An 18,654-nucleotide genomic window follows, 5' to 3' on the forward strand; every position below is an offset into this window, starting at 1 on the left:
TTTTTAGTGTGAGTGAGACGATGTTGTCTCATCCTGAGTCTGCCATTTTTTCATGAAGCGCTGAATGCGCGCGATAGCTTCTTGCAGTTGCTCGATTGAACTCGCGTAACTTGCCCGGACATAGCCTTCACCGCTTGCTCCGAAGACGGATCCTGGAACGACAGCGACGCGCTCAGCGAGCAACAATTGCTCGGCGAACTGCTCGCTCGTCAGCCCAGTATGACCAATGTACGGAAAAGCATAAAAGGCACCGCCTGGTAAGTGCGTCGGAAGACCCGCATCATTTAACGCCTTGACGAAGTAATTCCGGCGTTGGCGATAACTTGTCACCATATCAGGGACTGTCTTATGACGAGAACGTAACGCTTCGATACCCGCGAATTGGACGAGTGTTGGTGCACACATCATTCCATATTGGTGGACCTTCAGCATCGATTGCGTGATCGCAGGTGGTGCGCAAGTAAAGCCGAGCCGCCAGCCCGTCATCGCGAAGGCTTTCGAGAAACCATTGATGATGATCGTCCGCTCCCGCATACCAGGAAGGGTCGCAAAACAAATCGCTTCTGTTTCGTAGGATAGCTCCGCATAGATTTCATCACTGATGACATATAAATCATGCTTTTGAACAAGTAACGCGAGGTCCGCTAACTGATCGCGTGTCATCGTCGAGCCTGTCGGATTCGATGGGAAACAGAAAATGATTGCTTTCGTTTTGTCCGTCAGCAACTGTTCGATCGTTTCCGGTTGAATCGCAAAACCGTCTTCTGCGTGACATGCAGCGGCGACAGGAATTCCTCCAGCAAGTTCGATCAAGGGGGCATATGAAACGAACGCCGGTTCAACGACGATGACTTCATCTCCCGGATTGATCAAACTACGAAACGCAAGGTCAAGTCCTTCCGAAGCTCCGGTCGTGACGATGATCTCTTCCGTCGTCGAATAGGAGATGGCGAACTTTTCTTGCATGTAAAGCGCGATTTCCTGACGTAACTCGAGTAAACCGGCGTTAGCGCTGTATGCTGTGTAGCCCTGTTCAAGTGCTGCAAAGCTTGCTTCTCGGACGTTCCATGGCGTGACGAAATCGGGTTCACCGACACCAAGTGAGATGACATCTTCCATCGATCCAGCTAAATCAAAGAAACGACGAATGCCGGATGGAGCTAGCTGTTCGACACGTGTTGATAAAGATTTCATGGAGACACCTTCAATCGTTTGTCGTCATCATCCTGACTGAAGAGAACGCCATCGTGCTTATACGTCTTTAAGCGGAAATGGGTCGTCGTCGAGATGACGGAGTCGAGTGTCGATAATTTTTCAGAAACGAATTGAGACACTTCTTGTAGCGATTTGCCATCAAGTACGACTTGTAAGTCATATGCGCCTGACATCAGATACAGAGATGTCACTTCCGGGAAACGATGGATTCGCTCTGCGACTTCATCAAAGCCGCGTCCCCGTTTTGGTGTGACCTTGACATCGATGAAAGCTGTCACGCCGTGATGGGCATGAATCTTTTGCCAGTCAATGACGGCGGTATAGCCGAGTAGGACACCGTCACGTTTGAATGTTTCAATCGAAGCAGCTACTTCTGACGCTTCCCAATCGAGCATCTGCGCAAGTAAGTTTACGTCCATCGGACCATTTTGTGTTAATAGTGCTAATAATTCGAGTTGTTTTTCGGTGTACATGGAATCACTCACTTTCTGTCAATTGACCATTGAAGGTACGACGTGTCTGTCGCAGTCGTGCGCGTCGTTCTTCCTGAACGATATGGAAGTTCTTCATTTCACGTGTCGGAAGTTGATGTTTTTCGACCAGGCGGTCAAAATAGACGCGTCGCGTTGCGTCTTGTCGTGCCGACTCATGATTGCCGGACGGGTTGAAGGCGTACAGGACGGTTGCTCGTGCCGGATGTAACACTAAATGATCCTTACCGACGCGTAAAATCCAGTCCCAGTCCCAGTAGTTGAAGACGTCTTCATCAAACAGACCGAGTTGATCGTGGAGCGATTTACGGTAGAGCGATCCGGATGGAATGTACGTCGAGTCTTCTCGCATCGTCTCCGGATCATACGGGTACGCGAACGGTTCGGAATGAAGTGCAATCCGGTGACCGTCTTCCCAGCGATACGTAAAGAGCTCCGCGTCCGTATACGTTAGATCCGCGCCGGCTTCGAGATCACCGACCGCTTCTTCGAGATGACTCGGTAATAAGAGGTCATCGTCATCATGAAGTAAGATATACCGACCGGAAGCGAGTATGACACCGTGATTTCGAGCACGGACGTGATGATTTTCAGGTAACTCGACATATGTGATCTGCAGACGATCCTGATAGGCAGAGGTCACTGCTGAGACATCGTCGCCATTATTGTTTAGAACGATGACATCGAAGTCCTGATAGTGTTGACGTGTCAACGCTTCTAGCGCTTCTGCTAGTTCGCGAGGACGATTGTATGTCGGGATGATGATGGATACGGTTGGCATCAGCGATCGCTCCTTGAACAAAGACACCTGTTCAGGAACAGGTGTCTTCTTGTTTTTTTACATGTTTGCTTCGATACGTGGTAGCAGCTCATTCCATTCTGCTTCTGGTTCTTTCGTGACCGTCACGAAGTCGCCGTAAGCGAATAGATTATCAATGCCATCGATAGCGATCAAAGATGCGAGCAACGTATCTTCCGGTGTATCTTCTTTTTTGACACTCGTACTTTTTGCACCGAAGCGCTGTTCCTCGAGCGTGATTTTGACGGAATTCGGGTTTGGTGTGTAATCGACTTGCATAGGTAAGCTCCTTTCAACGTACATACGTATATGCCATATGTCATCTTTTCGTGATAGTTGGATTCAATCCTTCTTCCTCCAAACGGAAGATCGATACGTTCAGTATATCAGAAAATTCGAAGAGAATATTTTTCTTCTGATAGGAGAAATGACTCATCTTTATTTTAAGAGTTCGCGTGAACTTATAATATGTTTTACTCGCTATCTCAATATATCTCAAAAGGCGTCATGATGCCTTTTTCAAATTGTTTGACCTGAATTTCAAAGCAAGGGGTTATTTTTTTAGATTTCAGTGATAACCTATATCTTGTACATTAACAGGTTTAAAAACGTCTAAAACGTCTATATATAGAGTGATACTTGTAGAGTTCTTTCTATATGTAGGACGTCTTTTTTTAGTTTAGCGTATTTCATAGTGTAATGCGAACCTGTTTAACGATAGAGAATGGGAGTGGTTCATAGTGGCATCTCCACTGAATACAGCACGCATCTTTAAGGGTGCAATGACAATAGAAGACGTATATGTCGTGATTCGACAAGCGACGGAAACGTATCCGGAACTTGATATCGACCGCTATACAGAACGTGCCATCCGAGCGCTTGAAGGAAAATCCCTACAAGCTGATCAAGTCTATGAACTGTTAACGATGCACGCACTCGATATGTTAAAGGCAGAAGAGCCGAACTGGACATTCGTAGCGACAGCGACTTACTTAAATCGGTTATATCTAGAAGCGGGTGAAAACCGCGGATATGCAGCGGAAGAACGATATGGTTCGCTGTATACATTGATTGAAAAGCTGACAGAAATCGGCATCTTCACGAAACATTTACTGGATGCGTATTCGAAAGAAGACATCAACGAACTGTCGGCAACGATTGATCCTTCCCGCGACCACCTGTTCACATACATTGGCCTTCGGACACTAGCAGACCGGTATCTTGCACGTGATCACGTTAAAAAATTGTACGAGCTACCGCAAGAACGATTCATGGTCATCGCGATGACGCTGATGCAGAACGAACCGAAGGAACGTCGTTTAGAGCTCGTCAAAGAAGCATACTGGGCATTGTCGAACCTCTACATGACGGTCGCGACACCGACGCTTTCGAACGCCGGTAAATCATATGGTCAACTCTCATCATGCTTCATCGATACAGTCGATGATTCGCTACGCGGCATCTATGACTCGAACACGGATGTAGCGACACTTTCTAAGGGTGGCGGCGGAATCGGTGTCTACATGGGGAAAATTCGCTCACGTGGATCAGACATCAAAGGCTTTAAAGGTGTTTCAAGTGGTGTCATCCCATGGATGAAACAATTGAACAACACGGCAGTCAGCGTCGATCAGCTCGGTATGCGCCAAGGATCAATCGCCGTGTATCTTGACATCTGGCATAAAGACATTCTCGAGTTCTTAGATGCGAAGCTCAACAATGGGGACGAGCGACTTCGGACACATGACTTGTTCACGGGCGTTAACTTACCAGACCGCTTCATGCGTGCTGTAGAAGCACGAGAAGACTGGCACCTGTTTGACCCACACGAAATTCGGACGATTATGGGCTTCAGCCTTGAAGATTATTTCGATGAGACAGAACAAGGCGGTAGCTTCACGGAAAGATACGAAGCATGTGTCAATGAACCGCGTCTCAGCAAAAAAACAGTTCCGGCAATCGATCTCGTCAAACGTTATATGCGTTCACAACTTGAGACAGGGACGCCATACATGTTCTTCCGTGACGCCGTTAACCGTGCGAATCCGAATAAACATGCTGGGATGATCTACTCATCAAACCTGTGCTCGGAAATCATGCAAAACATGAGCCCGACGACCGTGACAGAAGAGTACACGGAAGATGGTAAGATCATCGTCACGAAGACACCAGGGGACTTCGTCGTCTGTAACTTGTCATCGATCGCGCTTGCACGTGCGGTTCGCTCTGACGTCTTAGAACGATTGATTCCAATTCAAATGCGGATGCTTGATAACGTCATCGATCTGAATACGATCGATGTCCCGCAAGCGCAATTGACGAATCAAAAATACCGTGCCGTTGGTCTTGGAACATTCGGTTGGCACCATCTGCTCGCGCTTGAAGGTATCCGTTGGGAATCGGTCGAAGCGGTGCAATACGCAGACCGTCTCTACGAGAAAATCGCTTACTTGACGATCGATGCGTCGATGCAACTTGCGAAAGAGAAAGGCGCGTACCGTCTCTTTGAAGGTTCAGAATGGCAAACAGGAGAGTACATCAAACGTCGCCACTACAAAACGACGGATGAACTCGATTGGGATCGTCTCCAAGCCGACATCACGGAGCACGGGATGCGTAACGCTTACTTGATGGCAGTCGCACCGAACTCATCGACGGCGATCATTGCGGGAAGTACGGCATCGATTGATCCAATCTATAAAAAAGTCTACTCAGAAGAGAAGAAAAATTATAAGATCCCAGTTACCGTTCCGGATTTAACACCGGAAACGAACTGGTTCTATAAATCAGCGTTTGAGATTGACCAGTTATGGAGCATTCGTCAAAATGCTTCGCGCCAGCGTCACATCGACCAGGCGATCAGCTTCAATCTGTACGTGAAAAATAACGTCAAAGCAAAAGAATTACTCGAGATGCACATGGAAGCATGGCAACTTGGGATGAAGACGATCTACTACACGCGTTCGACGACGGTTGAGATCGACGAATGTGAATCGTGTTCATCATAAGATAAGGAGGACGATATCATGAAGGCAGCAATCGTATACGCGTCATTGAGTGGAAACACGGAGGAGGTGGCAGAACTCGTCGCGAAGACGTGTTCTGAGATGGGAATCGAGCCGACGATGTTGTTTGCGGACGAAGTGACGACGTATCAGTTAATGCCTTATGATATCGTCTATTTTGGTTCGTATACGTGGGGAGATGGGCAATTACCCGACGATATGCGCGACTGTCTTAGAACGGTTTTGAAGGAGAGCACGCATGCGATTCCGCAGGCAGCTGTTTTTGGAACAGGGGATAAGATGTTCGTGAAATATTGTCGCGCCGTCGATGAGATGGCGTATCACCTCTCGAAATTCGGGATCCCGCTTGCCGGAGAACTGTTGAAAATCGAACAGTCGCCACGCAATCGCCCGCATCTCGTCAAGGAATGGACAAGACGGACCATTCTTCAATTACAGCAAGAGGGAGTCGAAGCACATGGAACAGCTACAAAAAATCAAACTGCTTGATGCACGTCATCCAAACCGCGCGACAGCGATCATCGGTGGCGAAACAAGTGCCATCGTCAATTGGAATGATATTGCCTATCCACAGTTTTACTCGATCTACAAACAACTGTTATCGAACTTCTGGATTCCAGATGAGATTTCAATGTCAAAAGACATGCAACAATGGAATCAATTGAGTGAACGGGAACAAGATGCATTCAAACGAATCATTGGGCTACTCTCGATCCTTGACTCGGTTCAGACACGTTATATTTTGGAATCAGCGATGTTCACATCAGACTCATCCGTTCATGCGATTCTCGCCATCATCGCGCAACAGGAAGTCGTTCATAATCAATCGTATAGCTACGTCTTATCCAGCTTAGTTCCATTGGCTGAACAAAACCGGATTTTCGATATCGCAAAAGACGATGACATGGTCATGAAGCGTAATGCATTCATTCTTGATTTATACGAAGATTTCCAAAATAACCGGACTCCAGAGAACTTCGCGAAATCACTCATTGCTTCAATCGTTCTTGAAGGGATCAACTTCTATTCTGGCTTTGCTTTCTTCTATAACCTAGCACGCCATCAGAAGATGGTCGGAACATCGACGATGATCAGCTATATTCAACGTGATGAATTGCAACACTCGTACTTCATCAGCCAGTTATTACGTGCTGTCTTGTCGGAGCATCCTGAAATTGATGCAGATGGCTCATTCACACAATTCGTCTACGACACGTTTAAGCGTGCCGTGGATCTTGAAATAGAATGGAGCGAATATGTCTTGCGTGATCTAGACGGTCTGGACGTCAGTGAAATGCGTGACTATGTCAAATATCTTGCGAATAAACGCCTTCGCGTCATCGGTTTGTCGGACCTCTACGAAGGACACGACGAAGACGTCATGCCATGGATTCGGGCATATTCAGATGATTCGATGAACGCGACGAAATCGGACTTCTTCGAACAAAAATCACGTTCATATGCGAAAGTAACGGATGCGAATGGATTCGACGATTTGTAAGTGAAATGAAAACATGTGGAAGGGACTAACTGATAAAGTTTTGTTTACACTATTCAGTTAGTCCTTTTTTTAATGGTTGAAATAATCGAAAATTCAGATATCAGAGGAGGTGGTCCGAAAAAGTGTACAAAAAAAGCAGCTGCGAAATCGCAACTGCTTAGTACGGCAGTGAAGAATGACCTTCAACTGCGCGTTGCACTCATGCTGTACGCCAATACAACATGAATAGAGGTAGTGTTTAAATACTTAATTTATACGATACTACATATGCGTATTCGGGTAAAACTTTATTTGATTGATGTTGCGAGTCATTCTTCCCTGCTAAAAGGGAAGGAGGTAACTACAAATGTGTATCCTTACTTCGCATCAACGAGCGGCTCATTTGGTACGTGGACATTTTCGTCGCGATAAATGGATTGAAGAACACTTTCGTTCAGGTTCGTTTGTGAACGGTCATTGTCAATTACGATTTGATTTTTGAGTAATTAATCAACCGTCTTAAATTGTGATTGCTTCACAAAGAGAATTCATATAACCTAGGACAGGTGAGGTTCTGCTCGACTCCTGCGGAAAAACAAGTCATCATGACCCTGGAAGATGCGACGCATCTGAAGCGGCATGAGGGCTTGTCCGCGGAAAGCGAGCAGACCGAGACTGTCCGTTTTTTTTGATAGTCTTATCTGTTATTCGTCTTTCTCGTTTCAAGCATTACTTTTCTTTGTCACTTAGGTCAATTGAGTAAAAGAACAAAAAAAGGGCCGAACTCGGAAAGTTCGGCAGAATCAGGGGGAATACTTGAAGTCTTGCTACTAAAATGTTCCCTTGTGAAATAAAAAATAAACAAATTCCAAAAATATTTTTTACGATACAAGAAAAGTGTGTTATTATAAGTTGATGAATTTAGTTAGGGAGTGTATACATTATGGCAAACTTTGAAAAAGACCAAGTCGTTACTGGTAAAGTAACTGGTATTCAAAACTTCGGTGCTTTCGTAGCACTTGACGAGCAAACACAAGGTCTCGTCCACATTTCAGAAATCTCACACGATTACGTAAAAGACATCAACGATTACGTAAAAGTTGGCGATGAAGTAACTGTTAAAGTTCTCGACATCGACGAAGCTAACAAAAAAATGAAGCTTTCGATCAAAGCAACTCAGGAAGCTCCAAAACGTGAAGCACGCGCGAAAGGTCCACGCAAAAACGCTGGACGTCGCGATGCAGGTCCTGCTTTCAAACAAGAAGAAGCACCTGGATTCAACGTTCTTAAAGGTAAATTGGAAGAATGGATTGAAAAATCAAACTTCCAAAAATAAGCCACATGAGAGAATCGACATCGGTCGGTTCTCTTTTTTTTGCGATTGTTACATGCAATAAGCATTAAATTAGATGCGAAAGGGGAATGTGTGGATAATGTAAGGTGTTCATTACTTAATGAGGAGGCAACACAGATGGAAAACTTTGAATATCGCAATCCAACAAGACTTATTTTTGGTGACGGTCAAGTCAGCCAACTGAAACCACAACTCGAATCACTTGGTGCGAAGAAAGTCATGCTTGTGTTTGGCGGCGGAAGTATTAAACGTAACGGCGTCTATGATGATGTCACACGTGAACTCAATGCGGCAGGAATCGAGTACGTCGAATGCGACGGTGTCGAACCGAACCCGCGCATCGAAACTGCAGAACGCGGAATTAAAATTGCACGTGAAGCAGGCGTTGACGCACTACTTGCACTTGGTGGCGGTTCTGTCATCGACTGCACGAAATTGATCGCAGCAGGTATCCCGTATGAAGGCGAAGCATGGGATCTCGTCATCGGTAAAGCGACACCAAAAACAGTCATTCCATTCGGAACAGTCTTGACGCTTGCAGCGACAGGTTCTGAGATGAACTCAGGATCGGTCATCACGAACTGGAAAACACAAGAGAAATATGGTTGGGGTAGTCCGCTTACGTACCCAACATTCTCAATCCTTGATCCAAAATACACAGTCAGCGTACCGAAAGATCAAACGATCTACGGTATCGTCGATATGATGAGTCACTGTCTCGAACAATACTTCCATCCTGCACATGCACCGGTTCAAGAACGCATGACAGAAGGTGTCATGAAAGCAGTCGTCGAAGCAGCACCAAAACTCGTTAACGATCTCGAAAACGTGGAACTTCGTGGAACGATTCTCTTCGCTGGTACGATGGCGCTCAACGGTGTTCTTCAAATGGGAGCACGCGGCGACTGGGCATCACACAACATCGAACATGCTGTCTCGGCTGTTCATGACATCCCACATGCAGGTGGACTCGCCATTCTCTTCCCGAACTGGATGCGCCACGTACTCGATGAATCAAACGCACATCGTTTCGTCACACTCGGTGAGAACGTCTTTAACGTCGACACGGAAGGTAAATCAGAGATGGAAGCAGCACATGCGACAATCGACGCGATTAGTGCTTTCTGGACATCACTCGGCGCACCAAACCGCCTTGCGGATTACGACATCAAAGAAGATACAGTCGATTCAATCGTCAAGTCAGCAATGACTCGTGGTGACTTCGGAAACTTCAAATCACTTGGAAACGAGGATGTTCGTCAAATCGTGACAGCTGCCCTATAACAACTCGTAACATTTGCTAATCTTTTCACAAAAGACTTGAACGACCTTCCTTCTTGCGTTTTAATGAAAAGGAAGGTCGCATTTCGTTGCGAATGAATAAGGAGGACGATGGCATGTCAACAGTACGTTTTGATTATTCGAAAGCCCTACAATTCGTAGGTCAACATGAAGTAGAACACATGACGGAGACCGTAAAGACGCTCCACCATGCGATTCATGCAGGAACAGGTGCAGGAAGTGATTTCTTAGGATGGGTAGATCTTCCGACGAACTACGATCAAGCGGAGTTTGCACGTATCCAAGCGTCTGCAGAAAAAATCAAGTCGGATTCTGATGTGTTGCTAGTCGTCGGAATCGGCGGTTCGTATCTCGGTGCACGTGCGGCAATCGAGATGCTTGGACACTCATTCCATAACTTGTTATCAAAAGACGAGCGTAAAGCACCACAAATCATCTATGCAGGGCATAATATCTCATCAACGTATCTGCATGATTTATTTGAAGTACTTGAAGGAAAAGATGTATCGGTCAACATTATCTCAAAATCAGGTACGACGACAGAACCGGCAATCTCGTTCCGTCTCTTGAAAGCATTCATGGAAGAAAAGTACGGTAAAGCAGAAGCGAAACACCGGATTTACGCAACAACGGACAAAGCCCGCGGTGCATTAAAAACACTCGCAGATTCTGAAGGATACGAAACATTCGTTATTCCAGATGATGTCGGCGGACGTTTCTCTGTGTTAACGCCAGTTGGTCTATTACCGATCGCAGCAGCAGGAATTTCGATCGAAGAGTTAATGCAAGGGGCACGTGACGCACAAGAGCGCTACGCGAGCGAAAACCTAGCTGACAACGAAGCGTACCAATACGCAGTCGTCCGAAATGCATTGTATGCGAAAGGGAAAACGATCGAGCTACTCGTCAACTACGAACCAGCACTTCATTACGTATCAGAGTGGTGGAAGCAATTGTACGGCGAATCTGAAGGAAAAGACTTCAAAGGTATTTTCCCAGCAGCAGTTGATTTCTCGACTGATCTTCATTCAATGGGACAATATGTCCAAGAAGGTCGTCGTGATCTGTTTGAGACAGTCATTAAAGTCGGACAAGCGCGTCACGCGTTGACGATTGAAGAAGACGCTCAGGACCTTGATGGATTGAACTTCCTCGCAGGACAGTCGATTCAGTTCGTCAACGATAAGGCAGCAGAAGGCACATTGCTTGCACACACGGACGGACAAGTTCCGAACCTGACAGTCGAACTTCCAGAGATGACACCGTATCACCTCGGATTCCTGTTCTACTTCTTCGAAAAAGCATGTGCGATGAGTGGTTACCTCCTTGGAGTAAACCCATTCGATCAGCCAGGCGTCGAAGCGTACAAGAAAAACATGTTCGCTCTTCTTGGGAAACCAGGATTCGAAGCAGAAAAAGCAGAACTCGAAGCACGTTTGAAATAATACAAAACGACAGTCGATTGTTCCTTAGTGGAACATCGGCTGTTTTTTTACGTTCACGAGATGAGGACGAGTAATCATTTTCCAGATTTATAGGCAATCCTAGCGTTTTCACTTTTAGAATACCCGTGAAACAGGTAAAGTGAAGTTAGAAGAAGAAATGAGGTGCACGTACGTGATTACATTCTTGGATTATTATCAAAATCAAGTGGAGTTAAGTTTTGAGGACCATCCGTTCTCGGATCGTCCTCTACATGTGTGGGTCATTGCCGTGTACGAAGGGAAATGGTTGCTGACCCATCATAAGCAACGCGGATATGAATTTCCTGGTGGGAAGGTTGAACCGGGTGAAACGGCAGAAGAAGCCGCACGTCGTGAAGTGATGGAAGAGACAGGCGGGAAAATCGATTCCTTGAAGTATATCGGGCAATATCGTGTTGCCGGAAAAGGGGATACGATCATCAAAAATATCTACTTCGCACAAATCGAATCGCTGTCATCCCATTTGGCTGTAGATGAAACAGATGGTGCTTTTCTGTTCGAGGAACTCCCTGATCGTCTCGATACGAACCGACAATACAGTTTCATGATGAAGGACCGCGTCCTTCCGGAGACACTCCGTGTACTTAGCGAACGCCGATTGGTTTGAACTTCCGCGGCAAGGTCCGTTTCGGACGTTTCGGATGTTCTATACGACGGCAGACGGGGAGCGCGTCGGTGCCTATATCGTACTTCCGCAAGTCGCGAACGGACAGGGGATTCTCTACTTGCGAGGTGGCACACGATCTATCGGAATGGTTCGACCGACACGGCTGCTCGCGTTCGCGCAGGCTGGTTTTTTCGTCATGGCACCTTTCTATCGGGGAAACTTAGGCGGAACAGGAAAAGAAGATTTCGGATATCGGGATGTCGAAGACGCATGCAGTGCTTTCGATTGGTTGCAACAACGTGTCTCGCATGTTCATGCATTCGGATTTTCTCGTGGGGGGCAAATGGCATTACTTCTGGCTCATCATCGTCCAGTTTCGCGGACGGTGTCGTGGGCAGGCGTGACCGAGTTGACATGGACCTACGAGGAGCAGAAGACGATGCAAAAGATGTTGCGTCGCTATACGGGGGGGACACCAGACACCGTACCTGAGGCGTATAAGGTGCGCTCGCCGCTTCATGTTGCTCCTCAAGGTGAAGTATTATTGATTCACGGTGCGTATGATGAGAACGTTCAGTTACGACATGCGACGGCTTATGCTGCACGTCATCCCGACCAAACCCTGCTTCAGACTTATGCGTATGCACATCAATTCCCGATCCATGAAAAATTACGTGTGACGCGTGATATTTTGACTTGGTTCGAGACAGGCATTTGGAACCGATATGATACATGATTTAAGCAATACGATGTTTGTCGTATTGCTTTTTGTATTTTGGAAGATGAAGCATAGAGATTGAAAAAACAGACCATTGATACATTGTAAAAAACAATAATCTCCTAAAAAGTAAACTTTGATATAATAGAAACCATCTGAGGACAATGGAGGGGGCAGGAGAACGATGGATATCTTATTAGCACGTCAACCCATCGTTAATCGAGTTGGATCAATTGACGCATTTGAATTATTGTATCGTTCGATTAAGCAAATGACTATTTTTGATGGAGATTTAGCGACGATGGATGTATTGACGAATACACTCGTCCATATGGGGGTGGAACATGTCGCGGAAGGAAAAAAACTTTTCGTCAACTTTACGTCAGATTTGTTGAAAAGTGATCTGATTCATTATTTAGATCCTAACCGATTCGTCATTGAAATTTTAGAGACAGTTGATATTGATACTGAAATGTTGTCTGTTCTGCATACTTGGAAAGAAGCAGGCTTCACATTAGCACTTGATGATTTTGTGACAGATTTACTTCGACAGTACGGAGCGGAATTGTTTGCATTGATCGATTTAATTAAAATCGACATCGAGGCAATTTCCCCTCGCGAGCAAAGTGCCATTTTGCATATCGTTCGACGTAATTATCCTCATATTAAGATGCTTGCTGAACGTGTCGAGACGCACGAGGATCATACACGTTGTCTTGAGATGGGGTATGACTGGTTCCAAGGCTATTTTTATGCTAAACCGATGCTGATGAAGGGGAAAGCTGTCCCACCACAATTGCCGGTGTTGTTAAAGATGCTGAAATGGCTTGATACGGATGAGAAGTACGATGAAGTCATTGACGAGATCGAAGCCAATCCGTATATCAGCATCCAGGTATTACAACTGATCAATTCTCCGGGAGTGGGATTACGCAATACGGTTAGTTCCGTTCGTCAAGCGATCTCACTACTTGGCTTTGCTCAACTTAAAAGCTGGATTTCGTTGATTGTCTTACGTGAAATGAAGCTCGCAAGTCCTTATGAATGGTCGAATGAGTTGCTGCGATCTTCCTTACATTGCGCAAAGCTCTGTGAGTTGTTTGCAACAGAAACAAGGACGCTGCAACAAGAGAGTGCCTATATGATCGGCTTGTTATCGCATATCGATGCGTTATTGTCCGTTGATATTGACGACATCATCGATCAATTGCCAATCGAGGAATCCTTGAAGATTGTCCTCCAAGGAAAAGACCATCCGTTCCGGGATTGTCTAGTGCTTGCGATCAGCGCAGATCGCGGTGATTTCGAACAGTTCGAATTGCTCAGTCAACGGTTAGGTGTATCACTTCCGCGAGCATATGCGTTACTGACGGAAAGTCAGGAGTGGCTTATGCAAAAAGAGATGCATCTTCAAGAAGAGACAGATGCCATTCTATAAAAAAAAGAGCCCTGAGGCTCTTTTTTTTATAGACATGGACCTGCTGACTTGATCGCATCCGTCGCACTTTCGAAACGAAGGAAATTATGTTGGAATTTCTCAGCAAGCGAACGCGCTTGTGTGTTGTATTCGTCAGGATTTGACCAGACGCGTACCGGATTGAGTAATTCACTTGGAACACCAGGAACTTCAAGTGGCATATGAAGTCCGAAGATTGGGTGCTCTTCTGTTGGAATCGTTGCAAGTGTTCCGTTGACGGCAGCGTTGACCATCGTCCGTGTATACGATAGCTTCATTCGACTACCTGTCCCGTAAGCACCGCCTGTCCAGCCTGTGTTGACGAGATAAACGGTCACACCGTGACGATCAATCAGTTCTCCGAGCATCGTCGCATACTTTTCAGGTATCAGTGGAAGAAATGGTGAACCGAAGCATGTCGAGAACGTTGCTTCCGGTTCCGTGATACCACGCTCTGTTCCAGCAAGTTTTGATGTATAACCTGATAGGAAATGATACATCGCTTGTTCTTTCGTCAACTTACTGATCGGAGGCAAGACGCCATACGCATCAGCCGTCAAGAAGACAATCGTCTTCGGATGACCAGCCCGTGATGGGACAGCGATGTTATCGATCGCTGTGATCGGATAAGCAGCACGTGTATTTTCAGTCAACGATGTGTCATCGTAATCAGGATGACGAGATTCATCGAGCACGACGTTTTCAAGGACAGTTCCGAAACGGATCGCATCAAAAATTTGCGGTTCTTTTTCGCGTGACAGATTGACCGTCTTCGCATAACATCCACCTTCAATGTTGAAGACGCCGTCATGCGACCAACCATGCTCATCGTCACCGATCAATTGACGGCTATCGTCTGCTGACAGGGTGGTCTTACCAGTACCGGATAGACCGAAGAACAAGGCGACGTCGCCTTCGTGTCCGACGTTTGCTGAACAGTGCATCGAAAGGACATTTTCTTGTGGTAAGAGGTAGTTCATGACGGAAAAAATCGATTTTTTGATTTCGCCCGCATATTCGGTTCCGCCGATCAAGACGATCCGGTGTTCAAACGACATGGCGATGAATGTCTCGGAATTCGTTCCGTCAACGGTAGGATCTGCTTTGAAATGTGGCGCGTAGACGACCGTGAACGGTTCGAAGGCAGCCACTTCAGGATACTCGCGTAAAAAGAGTTGTTTGGCAAACAGGTTATGCCAAGCGTATTGTGTGAGCACACGAACCGGAAGGGTGAAGTGCGTATCTGCCCCAGCAGCAGCTTCTGTGTAGTAGAGCTGATCGGCTTCGTTCATGTAACGAAGAACCTTTTGTAACAATTGTTCAAATTTGTCTCCATCCATCGGTTGGTTAACATGACCCCAATCAATGTGAGACTCGCAGGAAGAATCACGGACGATGAACTTATCTTTTGGTGAACGACCTGTAAATTTCCCCGTTTCTACAGATAGTGCGCCGTTCTCAGTAAGGACACCTTCTTCGTTTCGAATCGCATGTTCGACAAGTTCAGCAACAGATAGTTGTTTGAACACATGCTCTTTCTTGAGTAGTTCTTCGATATTCAGGACCGTCATCGGCATCCTGACCCCACCTTTCCCCTACGTTGGTTTTGGCTCACTGAATTTAGTATGACACATTTATTATATATGACATACTAAAGAGAGCGCAATCATTTTCTGGTGCTGATTTCTATTTATCTGGAAACGCTTTCAGCATTAATAGTTTAACATCTCTTTTAAAAAGTTTCGACTAGAATTTGAAACCTTGCTTGACAGAGTAGGTACAACTTTATATCATGTAATTCGTAACGGATACTCTTATTCTGAGCAGGTGGAGGGAACAAGGCCCGAAGAAACCCGGCAACCGTCCTACATTAATTCATATATTAATGAGGGAAAAGGTGCTCTCCTGAAGCGAAGTAAACACTTCGAACGATAAGAGGGTAAAGGAAGAACGCACAACCTTTCCCTGACCATTTTTTGGACTTGGAAAGGTTTTTTTCATTTTACCGTCCCACTCAACTAGGGGAAATGAGTACACCGTCAAATTCTTTTTTGGGAGGGTCATACATGACAAACCTTAATCGCCGACTATTCACGTCGGAGTCAGTCACTGAAGGTCATCCAGATAAAATCTGTGACCAAATTTCGGATTCAATCCTCGATGCGATTCTTGCAGCGGATCCAAACGCACGTGTTGCGGCAGAAACTTCTGTTACAACAGGTCTCGTTCTCGTTGCAGGTGAGATCACGACATCCACTTACGTCGACATTCCAAAAGTCGTTCGTGAAACGATTCGTGAAATCGGCTACACACGCGCGAAATACGGTTTCGATGCGGATACATGTGCTGTATTGACATCGATCGATGAGCAATCAGCAGATATCGCTCTTGGTGTCGACCAAGCGCTTGAAGCACGTGAAGGTAGCATGTCTGATGCAGAAATCGATGCAATCGGTGCAGGAGACCAAGGTCTTATGTTCGGTTACGCAACGAAAGAAACACCAGAACTCATGCCACTTCCAATTTCGCTTTCGCACCGTCTCGCACGCCGTTTGGCAGAAGTGCGTAAAAACGGTCAACTCGACTACCTTCGTCCGGACGGAAAAACACAAGTCACGGTCGAATACAACGAGAACAACGAGCCGGTTCGTGTCGATACGATCGTCATCTCGACACAACATGCGGAAGAAGTTACGCTTGAGCAAATCCAAGCTGATTTAAAAGAACACGTCATCACACCAGTCATCCCGGCTGAATACATCGACGCAGCAACGAAATTCTTCATCAACCCAACTGGTCGTTTCGTCATTGGCGGACCACAAGGAGATGCTGGATTGACTGGTCGTAAGATCATCGTTGATACGTATGGTGGATACGCACGCCACGGCGGTGGAGCATTCTCAGGTAAAGATCCAACAAAAGTCGACCGTTCAGCTGCATACGCAGCACGTTACGTCGCGAAGAACCTCGTTGCTGCAGGTCTTGCAGACAAAGCAGAAGTTCAACTCGCTTACGCAATCGGTGTCGCACACCCAGTATCAATCGCGGTTGATACATTCGGCACAGGAAAACTTCCTGAAGCACAACTCGTCGAATTGGTTGCTGAAAACTTCGATCTTCGTCCGGCTGGAATCATCAACATGCTTGATCTCCGTCGTCCGATCTATCGTCAAACAGCTGCATACGGTCACTTCGGTCGTACAGATGTTGAGCTTCCATGGGAGCAAACAGATAAAGCAGCAGTTCTTGAAGAACAAGCAAAACGTTTCGCATAATCAAAAAGTCCGGAAATCCTACTTGGGTTTTCGGGCTTTTTTGTTTCCGCGGAACTTTGCAGGAAACGAATGTTTTTTCTAGAAAAGGGTAAAAGTACATGAGTCGATTTGTATGAGTATAAAGGGGGGTTCCGATTATGGAAATACGCGAAGCTATTCCAGCTGATGCAGGACGTATTCATGACATTGCTATCACATCTTGGTTGGATACGTATGAAGAAATCTATTCCGAAAGTTCGAAAGCGCATTTCGTGCAGGAGGCGTATCCGCAAGAAGAAGTCGTTCGTGCGATCCTGACAGCGGAAGAAGCACGGGGAGAGTATTTTTATGTCGGAATCATCGACGAGGAAATCGTCGGTTTCATTCATGCTGTTGATGTCGAAGGAACATGGGAGATCATTCGGCTTTACGTCCTGCCGGAATATCAGCAAAACGGAATCGGAAGACGTCTGATTCGTGAACTCGAACGACAAGGAGCCGTCCCACTCGAAGTCTACGTGGAAGCACGTAACTATAAAGCGCGTCAATTCCTGACCTCATTTGGATTTGAAGAACTTAGTGAGATGACGGAAGAAGTGTTTGGGCAAGCGGAATCAGTCGTTCGTCTTCGCCATGTTGCCTCGTGAAATCCGTCTCGGGACGGTTTCGTTTGCGTTTGAAATAAGGTATCGTGAAAAGGAATTATGAAGTGAAGAGGTGAGTTTGTGGTTGAACAACCAACAGGAATCATCGTATTAGTCTATCCGTTACAACTGCGTGCCCGTCCGAGTGAAGCTTTGATTCGAGTACTCGAAAGAGAGTATGAAGTGTTACTCGTCGACGCACCACGTCGCATTTCGTTTGAAGAGCACGGTCAACTGTTAAAAGAAGCATTACGCGAAGCAGGAAAACGAAAGCTACCGATTCATATCATCGCCTGTAGCATGGGCGCACTCGTCGTCAATCGTCTATTGCAAGAATATGAACTACCAGTCGCAAGTCTTGCATTCGTTTCACCATTGTTTGATTGGCATCCGTCGAAACAACTCGGAGGTGTCAAACAAGTCTTCGCGAGTGCGTTTGATCGTTTCCGTCCCGATGCGCCACTCGGTACGTTGCCGTTTGGTCAAAGTACGGAAGATACCGTTCGCATCGGTGAACTGACGTATGCGCAGTACCGGGAAATCGAAGAAGAGATCGTCGTACATGACGAGGAACGAAAAAAACTGCCTCGTGTGAACTTGGCTTGTTTTTATGCACCAGACGATCAGTTCGCAGACGTCAAACTGACACTCGAAGTATGTCGGAAAATGGGTGGCGATCAGATTTACTTACAACGTCTACACGGTTTCCCGCATTTCAGCTTTGAACGGTTGAATACACGGTTTGCGGAAAAATTATTGTTGTTTTTTAAATTAGTCGAAGAATGAAAAAAGTGATGGTTTCCATAGCGGAAGCCATCACTTCT

17 protein-coding genes and 1 riboswitch are annotated in these 18,654 nt (G+C 46.1%); of the genes, 12 read left to right on the plus strand and 5 right to left on the minus strand.

Going from position 1 to position 18,654, the window contains the following annotated elements; genetic code table 11:
* Positions 1 to 3: 3 nt before the first annotated feature.
* The 4 genes from B4F99_RS10620 to B4F99_RS10635 are packed head-to-tail and all read right to left on the minus strand — an operon-like array spanning position 4 to position 2,784.
* On the minus strand, positions 4 to 1,194 hold the full coding sequence (locus B4F99_RS10620) for an aminotransferase (protein WP_035406082.1): 1,191 nt from the start codon (positions 1,192 to 1,194) through the stop codon (positions 4 to 6).
* Positions 1,191 to 1,688, minus strand: coding sequence for an Lrp/AsnC family transcriptional regulator (locus B4F99_RS10625; RefSeq protein WP_035406085.1), 498 nt, complete (start codon positions 1,686 to 1,688; stop codon positions 1,191 to 1,193). The genes B4F99_RS10620 and B4F99_RS10625 overlap by 4 nt, the downstream gene beginning before the upstream one ends.
* Positions 1,689 to 1,692: 4 nt before the next feature.
* Positions 1,693 to 2,487 (minus strand): glycosyltransferase family 2 protein, encoded by a 795-nt coding sequence (locus B4F99_RS10630; protein ID WP_214852701.1) that lies wholly within the window; start codon positions 2,485 to 2,487, stop codon positions 1,693 to 1,695.
* A gap of 57 nt (positions 2,488 to 2,544) precedes the next feature.
* Positions 2,545 to 2,784 (minus strand): NifU N-terminal domain-containing protein, encoded by a 240-nt coding sequence (locus B4F99_RS10635; RefSeq protein ID WP_035406091.1) that lies wholly within the window; start codon positions 2,782 to 2,784, stop codon positions 2,545 to 2,547.
* 461 nt (positions 2,785 to 3,245) lie between these two features.
* Here B4F99_RS10635 and B4F99_RS10640 point away from each other — a divergent pair, with 461 nt between their 5' ends.
* The 9 genes from B4F99_RS10640 (at position 3,246) to B4F99_RS10680 (ending at position 13,914) form a co-directional block, all read left to right on the plus strand.
* Positions 3,246 to 5,513 carry a ribonucleoside-diphosphate reductase subunit alpha gene (locus B4F99_RS10640; protein ID WP_290757710.1) on the plus strand — a complete coding sequence of 756 codons (2,268 nt, stop codon included), beginning with the start codon at positions 3,246 to 3,248 and terminating at the stop codon, positions 5,511 to 5,513.
* Between the two features lie 18 nt (positions 5,514 to 5,531).
* Positions 5,532 to 6,020, plus strand: a complete 489-nt coding sequence (locus tag B4F99_RS10645) for a flavodoxin domain-containing protein (RefSeq protein ID WP_035406096.1) — start codon at positions 5,532 to 5,534, stop codon at positions 6,018 to 6,020.
* Positions 5,989 to 7,032, plus strand: a complete 1,044-nt coding sequence (locus tag B4F99_RS10650; protein WP_290757713.1) for a ribonucleotide-diphosphate reductase subunit beta — start codon at positions 5,989 to 5,991, stop codon at positions 7,030 to 7,032. Before B4F99_RS10645 ends, B4F99_RS10650 begins: the two co-directional genes overlap by 32 nt.
* A gap of 922 nt (positions 7,033 to 7,954) precedes the next feature.
* Positions 7,955 to 8,347, plus strand: coding sequence for a S1 domain-containing post-transcriptional regulator GSP13 (gene yugI / locus B4F99_RS10655; protein ID WP_012371159.1), 393 nt, complete (start codon positions 7,955 to 7,957; stop codon positions 8,345 to 8,347).
* Positions 8,348 to 8,482: 135 nt separating this feature from the next.
* Positions 8,483 to 9,649: an iron-containing alcohol dehydrogenase gene (locus B4F99_RS10660; RefSeq protein WP_035406102.1), complete on the plus strand. Its 1,167-nt coding sequence runs from the start codon at positions 8,483 to 8,485 to the stop codon at positions 9,647 to 9,649.
* Between the two features lie 113 nt (positions 9,650 to 9,762).
* Complete coding sequence (locus tag B4F99_RS10665; RefSeq protein WP_035406105.1) at positions 9,763 to 11,112, plus strand: glucose-6-phosphate isomerase; 1,350 nt, start codon at positions 9,763 to 9,765, stop codon at positions 11,110 to 11,112.
* A 172-nt stretch (positions 11,113 to 11,284) separates the two neighbouring features.
* Positions 11,285 to 11,758 carry an RNA deprotection pyrophosphohydrolase gene (gene ytkD, locus B4F99_RS10670; protein ID WP_035406108.1) on the plus strand — a complete coding sequence of 158 codons (474 nt, stop codon included), beginning with the start codon at positions 11,285 to 11,287 and terminating at the stop codon, positions 11,756 to 11,758.
* Positions 11,730 to 12,494 (plus strand): alpha/beta hydrolase family protein, encoded by a 765-nt coding sequence (locus tag B4F99_RS10675; protein WP_214852706.1) that lies wholly within the window; start codon positions 11,730 to 11,732, stop codon positions 12,492 to 12,494. The genes ytkD and B4F99_RS10675 overlap by 29 nt, the downstream gene beginning before the upstream one ends.
* A 166-nt stretch (positions 12,495 to 12,660) precedes the next feature.
* A complete protein-coding gene (locus tag B4F99_RS10680; RefSeq protein ID WP_214852709.1) occupies positions 12,661 to 13,914 on the plus strand; it encodes an EAL and HDOD domain-containing protein in 1,254 nt (417 codons plus the stop codon).
* A gap of 26 nt (positions 13,915 to 13,940) precedes the next feature.
* Here the strand turns inward: B4F99_RS10680 and pckA are convergent, their stop codons facing one another.
* The gene (gene pckA / locus B4F99_RS10685) at positions 13,941 to 15,509 is read right to left on the minus strand and encodes a phosphoenolpyruvate carboxykinase (ATP) (protein WP_214852712.1); all 1,569 of its coding nucleotides are present in this window, start codon (positions 15,507 to 15,509) and stop codon (positions 13,941 to 13,943) included.
* Positions 15,510 to 15,743: 234 nt separating this feature from the next.
* Positions 15,744 to 15,870, plus strand: a riboswitch (SAM riboswitch).
* A 128-nt stretch (positions 15,871 to 15,998) separates the two neighbouring features.
* On the opposite strand from pckA, the gene metK reads away from it, so the two are divergent.
* The 3 genes from metK (at position 15,999) to B4F99_RS10700 (ending at position 18,616) form a co-directional block, all read left to right on the plus strand.
* Positions 15,999 to 17,207: a methionine adenosyltransferase gene (gene metK / locus B4F99_RS10690; protein ID WP_023469108.1), complete on the plus strand. Its 1,209-nt coding sequence runs from the start codon at positions 15,999 to 16,001 to the stop codon at positions 17,205 to 17,207.
* A gap of 137 nt (positions 17,208 to 17,344) precedes the next feature.
* Positions 17,345 to 17,833, plus strand: a complete 489-nt coding sequence (locus B4F99_RS10695; protein ID WP_290757722.1) for a GNAT family N-acetyltransferase — start codon at positions 17,345 to 17,347, stop codon at positions 17,831 to 17,833.
* Between the two features lie 78 nt (positions 17,834 to 17,911).
* Positions 17,912 to 18,616 carry a serine aminopeptidase domain-containing protein gene (locus B4F99_RS10700; protein ID WP_035406117.1) on the plus strand — a complete coding sequence of 235 codons (705 nt, stop codon included), beginning with the start codon at positions 17,912 to 17,914 and terminating at the stop codon, positions 18,614 to 18,616.
* The last annotated feature ends 38 nt before the right edge of the window (positions 18,617 to 18,654 follow it).

The sequence above is a fragment of the Exiguobacterium sp. UBA3491 genome (assembly GCF_002377745.1).
Classification (GTDB): domain Bacteria; phylum Bacillota; class Bacilli; order Exiguobacteriales; family Exiguobacteriaceae; genus Exiguobacterium_A.

Excerpts from the sequence above, each read along its gene's own strand:
- B4F99_RS10620 (WP_035406082.1), bottom strand. The coding sequence starts at position 1,194 with ATGAAATCTTTATCAACACGTGTCGAACAGCTAGCTCCATCCGGCATT.
- B4F99_RS10625 (WP_035406085.1), bottom strand. The coding sequence starts at position 1,688 with ATGTACACCGAAAAACAACTCGAATTATTAGCACTATTAACACAAAAT.
- B4F99_RS10630 (WP_214852701.1), bottom strand. The coding sequence starts at position 2,487 with ATGCCAACCGTATCCATCATCATCCCGACATACAATCGTCCTCGCGAA.
- B4F99_RS10635 (WP_035406091.1), bottom strand. The coding sequence starts at position 2,784 with ATGCAAGTCGATTACACACCAAACCCGAATTCCGTCAAAATCACGCTC.
- B4F99_RS10645 (WP_035406096.1), top strand. The coding sequence starts at position 5,532 with ATGAAGGCAGCAATCGTATACGCGTCATTGAGTGGAAACACGGAGGAG.
- B4F99_RS10650 (WP_290757713.1), top strand. The coding sequence starts at position 5,989 with ATGGAACAGCTACAAAAAATCAAACTGCTTGATGCACGTCATCCAAAC.
- yugI (WP_012371159.1), top strand. The coding sequence starts at position 7,955 with ATGGCAAACTTTGAAAAAGACCAAGTCGTTACTGGTAAAGTAACTGGT.
- B4F99_RS10660 (WP_035406102.1), top strand. The coding sequence starts at position 8,483 with ATGGAAAACTTTGAATATCGCAATCCAACAAGACTTATTTTTGGTGAC.
- B4F99_RS10665 (WP_035406105.1), top strand. The coding sequence starts at position 9,763 with ATGTCAACAGTACGTTTTGATTATTCGAAAGCCCTACAATTCGTAGGT.
- B4F99_RS10680 (WP_214852709.1), top strand. The coding sequence starts at position 12,661 with ATGGATATCTTATTAGCACGTCAACCCATCGTTAATCGAGTTGGATCA.
- pckA (WP_214852712.1), bottom strand. The coding sequence starts at position 15,509 with ATGCCGATGACGGTCCTGAATATCGAAGAACTACTCAAGAAAGAGCAT.
- metK (WP_023469108.1), top strand. The coding sequence starts at position 15,999 with ATGACAAACCTTAATCGCCGACTATTCACGTCGGAGTCAGTCACTGAA.
- B4F99_RS10695 (WP_290757722.1), top strand. The coding sequence starts at position 17,345 with ATGGAAATACGCGAAGCTATTCCAGCTGATGCAGGACGTATTCATGAC.